Origin of the sequence: Streptomyces sp. 150FB (genome assembly GCF_000818195.1) — a bacterium.
In the GTDB taxonomy this organism is placed as follows: Bacteria; Actinomycetota; Actinomycetes; order Streptomycetales; family Streptomycetaceae; genus Streptomyces.
Genome location: NZ_JTHL01000001.1, coordinates 4,036,919 through 4,044,557, shown reverse-complemented (window position 1 = coordinate 4,044,557; position 7,639 = coordinate 4,036,919). Strand labels below are relative to the sequence as shown.

Annotated in this window: 7 protein-coding genes; 4 read left to right on the top strand and 3 right to left on the bottom strand. The window is 72.1% G+C overall.

What is annotated here, in order from left to right:
• From QR77_RS48725 to QR77_RS17230, 3 genes are all read right to left on the bottom strand, one after another.
• Positions 1 to 444 (bottom strand): sigma factor (locus QR77_RS48725; protein WP_040022752.1); only part of this gene is annotated, 444 nt, incomplete at its 3' end.
• A gap of 134 nt (positions 445 to 578) precedes the next feature.
• Positions 579 to 2,777, bottom strand: a complete 2,199-nt coding sequence (locus QR77_RS17235) for a serine/threonine-protein kinase (RefSeq protein ID WP_040022750.1) — start codon at positions 2,775 to 2,777, stop codon at positions 579 to 581.
• A gap of 294 nt (positions 2,778 to 3,071) precedes the next feature.
• Positions 3,072 to 3,710 (bottom strand): HD domain-containing protein, encoded by a 639-nt coding sequence (locus QR77_RS17230; RefSeq protein ID WP_040022748.1) that lies wholly within the window; start codon positions 3,708 to 3,710, stop codon positions 3,072 to 3,074.
• A 132-nt stretch (positions 3,711 to 3,842) separates the two neighbouring features.
• Here QR77_RS17230 and QR77_RS17225 point away from each other — a divergent pair, with 132 nt between their 5' ends.
• From QR77_RS17225 to QR77_RS47440, 4 genes are all read left to right on the top strand, one after another.
• A complete protein-coding gene (locus tag QR77_RS17225) occupies positions 3,843 to 4,844 on the top strand; it encodes a DJ-1/PfpI family protein (RefSeq protein ID WP_040022742.1) in 1,002 nt (333 codons plus the stop codon).
• Between the two features lie 147 nt (positions 4,845 to 4,991).
• Positions 4,992 to 6,353, top strand: coding sequence for an aspartate aminotransferase family protein (locus QR77_RS17220; RefSeq protein ID WP_040022740.1), 1,362 nt, complete (start codon positions 4,992 to 4,994; stop codon positions 6,351 to 6,353).
• Between the two features lie 243 nt (positions 6,354 to 6,596).
• Entirely contained in the window at positions 6,597 to 7,280 is a 684-nt protein-coding gene (locus QR77_RS17215) for a GntR family transcriptional regulator (RefSeq protein WP_040022738.1), read from the top strand.
• A gap of 17 nt (positions 7,281 to 7,297) precedes the next feature.
• A partial coding sequence (locus tag QR77_RS47440) for a glycosyltransferase (protein WP_201778810.1) occupies positions 7,298 to 7,639 on the top strand: 342 nt, incomplete at its 3' end.

The window sequence follows — 7,639 nt, the reverse complement described above, 5'->3', positions numbered from 1 at the left end:
TTCGAAGGGGACGGCGAACATGTCGTGCAGGACGAACGCGAGCCGCTCGGCGGGCGGCAGCGTTTCGAGTACGACGAGCAGCGCGAGCCCGACCGAGTCGGCGATGAGCGCCTCGTGCTCCGGGTCGGATCCGGCGGTGCCGTCGGCGCGACTGACGACGGGATCGGGCACGTACGTGTCCAGCGGATCCTCGCGCCGTGACGCCCGGGTGCGCAGCATGTCCAGACACACCCGCCCGACGACCGTGGTGAGCCACCCGCCCAGGTTCACCACGGCTTCGGCGTCGGAGCGGCTGAGCCGCAGCCATGACTCCTGCACGGCGTCGTCGGCCTCGCTGAGTGAGCCGAGCATCCGGTAGGCGACCGCCCGCAGGTGCGAGCGGTGCGCCTCGAAGCGTTCCGCCAGGAACTCGTGGTCGTGGTCGTGGTGGTCGTGGCCGTCCATACGCCGCATACTCCCCGCCGGGTCGTTGTCCCGCTGGTCGTCGTCGGGTGGTGGTAGGTGCTCCTACCGCACTGACGGACCGCGAGGGGAGAATGTGACAGCCCGGACGGCGGGCCCGGCGGGGGACCCGGCCGCTATCCCGCCGACTTCTTGTACGTCACCGCCTCGCCGGCCGCCGTGACCCGCTGGAGATCACCGTTGGCGAGGACGGTCAGTGTGGTCGGTGTGCCCGGTGTGCAGGAGGTCATCGGCTCCCCGGTGGTGACTGTCGACGGACCGATCTGGAGTGCGGCGCCCGGGGCCGGCTTCGACGCCAGAGGGGCGTCGAAGACGCAGTGGTAGCCGACCTTCGCTCCGCCGGGGCCGTCCGCCGTGAGGATGAGGATGGTGTCGCCCACCTCGCCCTGCTTGATGACGAGTTTGCGGGGGCTGAAGCCCGAAGCGGTGGACACGCCACCCGTCCAGGTGCCGATGAAGTTCGACGGCACCGCGCCGTCCTCGGCCGACGGTGACGGCGACGGCGAACCGGACGGGGAAGCGGACGGCGAAGGAGCCGAGTCCGAGGGGGCCAGGTCATTCGCCGGGGGCGCGCTGGTCCCCTGGGACGCCTTGTCGTCCTTGGGGCTGTCGCTGCCCATGAGGGCGTACACCGAGCCTCCGGCGCCCAGCGCGACGACCACAGCCACGGCGATCAGGGCGATGGTGGCCTTGGAGCTGCGGCCCTTCGGCGGCTCGGGCGCGGGGGGCTGGGTCTGGGTGTAGAGGGGCGCGGGGCCGGTGTGCGGGTAGCCGTAACCGCCCTGGCCGGAGCCGGGGCCGGAGCCGGAGCCGGGGCCCGGGTAGCCGTAACCCGAACCGGGGCCCGGGTAGCCGTATCCGGATCCGGGGACCGCTCCGGCACCGGGGGCGCCCGACCCTGGCTGCGGGTAGCCGTAACCGGGCGCCGATCCGGGCCCCGGGTAGCCGTACCCCGGCTGCGGATAGCCGTACCCCGGCGGCGTCTGGGACGGGGTCTGGGGCGGCACCTGCGGTGATACGTGCGGCGGTGCCTGCGGTGATACGTGCGGCGGTGCCTGCGGTGAAACGTGGGCCGGTGCCTGCGCCGGTGTGGGCGTCGTCGGTCCGGGTGTGGGCAGCACTGGGCCCGGCACCTGTTGTGGTGTCCCGGGCCGCTTCAGTGGCGCCGTGATCGGGCGCAGTGTCATGGTGTCGGTCGTCGCCCGCGGCGGTGTCGCCTTCGGCTTCGCCGCTGCCTCGGCCAGTTCGGTCCGCTCCGTGCGGATCAGGCCCGTCGGGTCCTCGTACTCCAGCAACTGCACGGCGTGCTGGCCCAGTTGTGCCAACAGGCCACCCGGCAGCCACGGTTCGCTCCCCGGGCCTGTGACCTTGTCCGGGGTCTCGTCCAGTTTCGCCAGGATGTCCTTGGTGGTCGGCCGCCTCGCCGGGTCCTTGAGCAGGCAGCCCTGCACCAACTGCATAAGGCCCTGCGGGAGTTGGCTGAGGTCCGGCTCCTCCTGCGTGATCCGGTACATCAGGGCGTGCACGCCGCTGTCGGACGTGCCGAACGGCAGCCGTCCCGTCGCCGCGTACGCCAGCACCGAGCCCAGGCAGAACACGTCGCAGGCCGCCGTCACCCGGTCGCCGCGCACCTGTTCGGGCGCCATGAAGCCCGGTGACCCCACCATGTCGCCGGCCCGTGTCAGGCCTTCCTCGGTGACGGTCTCCAGCGCACGGGCTATCCCGAAGTCGATGACGCGCGGTCCGTCGATCGTCACCAGGACGTTGGACGGCTTCAGGTCGCGGTGGATCAGACCGGCCGCGTGGATGTCCTGGAGCGCGTGCGCGAGGCCGGAGGCGAGGATGCGTACGGAACGCTCAGGCAGCGGCCCGTGCCGGTAGGAGGGGCCGCCGGAAGGCCCTGCGGACGAGGCGTCGGCGCCCGCGCCCGTACCCGTACCTGTGCCCGCGTCCGTACCCGTACCCGGCTCGTCGCCGTTCGCGCCCGGTCTGCTTCCGCCGCCCGAGACCACCTCGTGCAGCGAGGGCCCCGCCACGTACCCCGTTGCCAGCCACGGGACTTCGGCCTCCGTGTCCGCGTCCAGCACCGGCGCCGTCCACGCGCCGCCGACCCGCCGTGCGGCGGCGACCTCCTGGCGGAAGCGGCTCCGGAACCGTTCCCGTTCCGCCAGGTCCTTGCGGACCAGCTTGACCGCGACCGTACGGCCCCGGTCGGAGCGTGCCAGGAAGACCTGTCCCATGCCTCCCGTGCCCAGGCGCGCCAGCAGCCGGTAGGCGCCGATGCGTTGTGGATCTCCTGCTGCCAGCTTCTCCATGGCCCTGCGGCCCTCCCCGTACCTCGGAACAGGTCACGAACTGACCCGGTGAGCGTCCAACGCCGGCCATCCGCACACGACGGCGGCCGACTCCGCACGAGGAGACTAGCCATGTCCGTCCAACCGGTTCCGACGGCTGTACCGCTCCACCCGTCACGGACCTGGATCATCTCGCAACGCGCCGCCGGGGACAGGGTAGGGCGGATTCGCGGCGACAACACACAACGGCGCCTCGGTGAACAGGAGTTCACCGAGGCGCCGCCGCATACGGCCCGCTTGCTCCGGGTAATCCGGTTACTCCGGCCAGGCCGACTTCTCGATCACGTCCACGAAGTCGGTCCGTACGAACCCCGGCGAGAAGTGCGCCAGCACGTCCGCGTTCACGTTCCCGAACGTCGACTCCGGGCGGTGGACGTTCCCCTCGGTGAACGCCGCCAGGATGCGCCGCTTGAAGTCCGGCCTCGGGTGCGCGGCGACCACCTCGTCCCGGACCGTCGTCGGTACGCAGTCGATGCCCATCCCCAGCACGTCGAACTCCACCCCGGCCGTCACCAGCGCCACCTCGGGCTCCATGCGGCCCGGTACCCCGGGCGTGGTGTGCAGCGCGATCGACGTCCAGACGATGCGCGCGCTCTCCTCCGAGAGGCCGTGGCGCCGCACGAAGTCCCGCGCCGCGTCGGCGCCGTCGAGCTCGAAGCGCTGCTGCGAGGTGCGGTAGCCCTCGGTCAGGCCCATGTCGTGGAACATCGCGCCGATGTAGAGCAGCTCGGGGTCGTACGCCAGTTCGAGCCTGCGTCCCTGGAGCGAGCCGAAGAGGAAGACCCGGCGCGAGTGCGCGTACAGCAGCGGTCCTGTTGTGTCCCTGATCAGCTCGGTGGCCTCGTTCGCGAGGCCGCTGTCGGGGATCTCGATACCGGCGATGCGCTCTGTCATGGCGGGGGTCCTTTCAGGGGCAGACGCGTGGTGTGACGTCTCCCACTCTCTGTGCGGACGCCCCACTCCCGCCATGTCTATCTGGACCTGAACCCCACACATCCGGCCATCGATCCGCGCTACCGTCCAGGTATGGAGCGCGGAGTGCGGGCAGCACACAAGGACATCACGGTCTTCGTCTATGACGGCGTTCGGCTGATGGACGTGGCCGCGCCGCTGGAGGTGTTCGGTACGGCCTCGGGCCTCGGCGCCGCGTACACCCAGACGGTGTGCTCGGCCGACGGCGGCCCGGTCATCACCTCCACCGGCACCCGGCTGGGCGCCGACGCCGCCGTGTCCGACGTCGCCGCGACGCACACGCTCGTGGTCCCCGGGTCCGACGACCTGCCGCACCGGCCGCCGCCCGCCGGGCTCCTGGAGGCGGTCGAGGCCCTGGCAGGCCGTTCCTCCCGTACCGCTTCCGTCTGCACCGGTGCCTTCGCGCTCGCCGCCGTGGGGCTGCTCGACGGCCGGCGCGCGACCACGCACTGGCGGCACGCCGCCGCCCTGGCCAGGCGCTATCCGAAGGTGACCGTCGAGCCGGACGCGATCTTCGTACGGGACGGGGACGGCCGTACGTACACCTCGGCCGGTGTCACCGCGGGCATCGACCTCGCGCTCGCGCTGGTCGAGGACGACGAGGGCGCCGCGCTCGCCCGCGAGGTCGCCCGTGACCTGGTGGTGTTCATGCGCAGGCCCGGCGGCCAGTCGCAGTTCTCGGTCGCGGCACGCACCCCGAGCCCGCAGCACGACGCGCTGCGGGCGCTGCTGAGCGAGGTCGGCGCCGACCCGGCCGCCGACCACTCGCTGCACGCCCTGGCGCGGCGCGGCGGGCTGAGCGCGCGCCACCTGACCCGGCTCTTCAACGAGCAGGTCGGCAGTACGCCGGCCGTGTACGTCGAGTCCGTACGGCTGGAGGCGGCGCAGGCGCTGCTGGAGGCGGGGGAGAGCGTGACGGGGGCGGCCCGGCGCAGCGGGCTCGGCAGTGACGAGTCGCTGCGGCGGGTCTTCCTGCGGCATCTCGGGGTGACGCCGTCGACGTACCGGGCGCGGTTCCGTACGACGGCGGCGCCCGCGTCGGCGCCGGCCCGCTGAGCCTCCGCGCTGGACGGGATGCGCCGGGCCTCCGCGCGCGCCCCGCCCGTACGCCCCGCGCGCCCCCGACACCCTGCCGATCAAAGTGGCCCAAGCCATACAGGATGGCCATACCGCCCCCACCAGCCCCTCCCTACCCTGGGGCCCATGACCCCTCATGTCGCCCCCGACCCCGAGGCCGGCGCCGCCGTCAAGGCCGCCGACCGTGCGCACGTGTTCCACTCCTGGTCGGCCCAGGAACTGATCGACCCGCTCGCCGTCGCGGGCGCCGACGGCTCGTACTTCTGGGACTACGACGGCAACCGCTACCTCGACTTCACCAGCGGCCTCGTCTTCACCAACATCGGCTACCAGCACCCCAAGGTCGTCGCCGCGATCCAGGAGCAGGCGGCCAAACTCACCACCTTCGCGCCCGCCTTCGCCATCGACGTACGCTCCGAGGCCGCACGCCTCATCGCCGAGCGCACGCCGGGCGACCTCGACAAGATCTTCTTCACCAACGGCGGCGCCGAGGCGATCGAAAACGCCATCCGCATGGCGCGCGTCCACACGGGCCGCCCGAAGGTGCTCTCCGCGTACCGCTCTTACCACGGCGGTACGTACACCGCGATCAACGCCACCGGGGACCCGCGCCGTTGGGGTTCCGACACGGGCACGGCCGGGGTCGTACGGTTCTGGGCGCCGTTCCTCTACCGCTCGCCGTTCTACGCCTCCACGGAGGCCGAGGAGTGCGCCCGCGCGCTGGAGCACCTCGAATCGACCATCGCCTTCGAGGGGCCCGCCACCATCGCCGCGATCGTCCTGGAGACGATCCCCGGCACGGCCGGCATCATGACGCCGCCGCCCGGCTACCTCGCCGGTGTGCGCGAGATCTGCGACCGGCACGGCATCGTCTTCGTCCTGGACGAGGTGATGGCGGGGTTCGGGCGCACGGGCAAGTGGTTCGCCTCCGAGCACTACGACGTGGTGCCGGATCTGCTGACCTTCGCCAAGGGCGTCAACTCCGGGTACGTGCCGCTCGGCGGCGTCGCCATCTCCGCCGCCATCGCCGACACCTTCGCCACCCGCCCCTACCCGGGCGGACTGACGTATTCCGGCCATCCGCTGGCCTGCGCCGCCGCCGTCGCCACCCTCACGGCGATGGCCGACGAGAAGATCGTCGAGCACGCGGCGCACATCGGCGAGGACGTCCTCGGCCCCGGGCTGCGGGAACTCGCCGACCGCCACGCGAGTGTGGGCGAGGTGCGCGGTACGGGGGTCTTCTGGGCCCTGGACCTGGTCAGGAACAAGGAGACGCGCGAGCCGCTGGTGCCGTACAACGCCACCGGCGAGGCGAACGCGCCGATGGCCGCCTTCGCCGCCGCCTGCAAGAAGGGCGGGCTGTGGCCGTTCGTGAACATGAACCGTACGCACGCGGTCCCGGCCTGCACCATCACCGAGGCCGAGGCGAAGGAGGGGCTCTCGATCCTCGACGACGCGCTCTCCGTCGCCGACCGGCACACGGTGTGACCCCGAGGGCCGGGTGGTGTGACACCGGCCACATGGTGTGACGCGAGCCCCGTGGTGTGACACGCGCGCGACTGCCCGCCGGTGACGGCCTGGCGGCCGGAACGTGGCCCAGGGCGCCCCAGGAGGCGGGCCGGATCCGGCCCGCCTCACGCGTCGCGCCCGCCGTCGTCACCGGCCGGTGCGACCCCAGGTCGTAAGGTGTCCCGAACCGGACACCGGAGCCGGACGAGGGGACGGAACACCATGCCCGCCAGCGGAGCTGTGACCCGCCATACGCTGCGGCAGCAGATCGCGGACGCGCTGCGTGACGAGGTGCTGGCAGGGCGTCTGCTGCCGCTCCAGGAGTTCACCGTCAAACAGATCGCCGAGCAGTACGGCGTCTCGGCGACCCCGGTCAGGGAGGCGCTGGTCGACCTCTCCGCGCAGGGTTTACTCGACTCGGACCAGCACCGCGGCTTCCGTGTCCACCAGTTCTCGGTCGAGGACTACCGGGGCATGGTCGAGGCGCGCTCGCTGATAGTGGACGGTGTGTTCCGCAAGCTGGAGGGCGACGGCCTCGCGGTCCGCGCGCACGGCGCCGCGCTGGTGTCCGTACGGCGCAGGGCCGAGGAGGCGGCGCGTGCCGCGCGCGGCGGCGACCTGGACATACTCATCGGCTACGACCTGCGCTTCTGGCGGGAGTTGGGGAGCCTGGTGGCCAATCGCTACATCGCCGACTTCCTGCACCGGATGCGCGTCCAGGCGTGGGTGTTCTCCGTACCGTTCCTGCGGGACGATCCCGAGGGGAACGAGTGGTTGTGGGGCGGACACGGGCAGTTGGTCGACGCGCTGACGCTCGGTGACGCGGCGGGGGTGCGTGCGGTGATCGGTGAGTACAACGACCACTCCGTCAAGTGGGCGGAGCGACTGGAGAGTTCACCCCGGTGAGAGCGGACAGGGCGCGTATGGCGGCCGGAAGCGCTTCCGAGGCCGAGCCAGGGGCCGAGACAGAGGCCGAGGCAGAGGCCGAGGCAGAGGCCCCGTCGGAGGCTGAATCAGGGGCCGCGTCGGAGGTGGCGTCCGACGCCGCGACATCCGACGCCGCGCCATCCGGTGCCGGGCCAACCGGTGCGAGTACGGCCGTACTTGACCTGACCGTCGTGGTGCCCGCCTACAACGAGGAGCGCCGACTCCGCCCCACCCTCGACGCCATCCGCGCGTACCTGTGCGCGGACCCCGACCGCTGGGGTGACTGGGAGCTGATCGTCGTCGACGACGGCTCGACCGACGGTACGGCCGCGATCGCC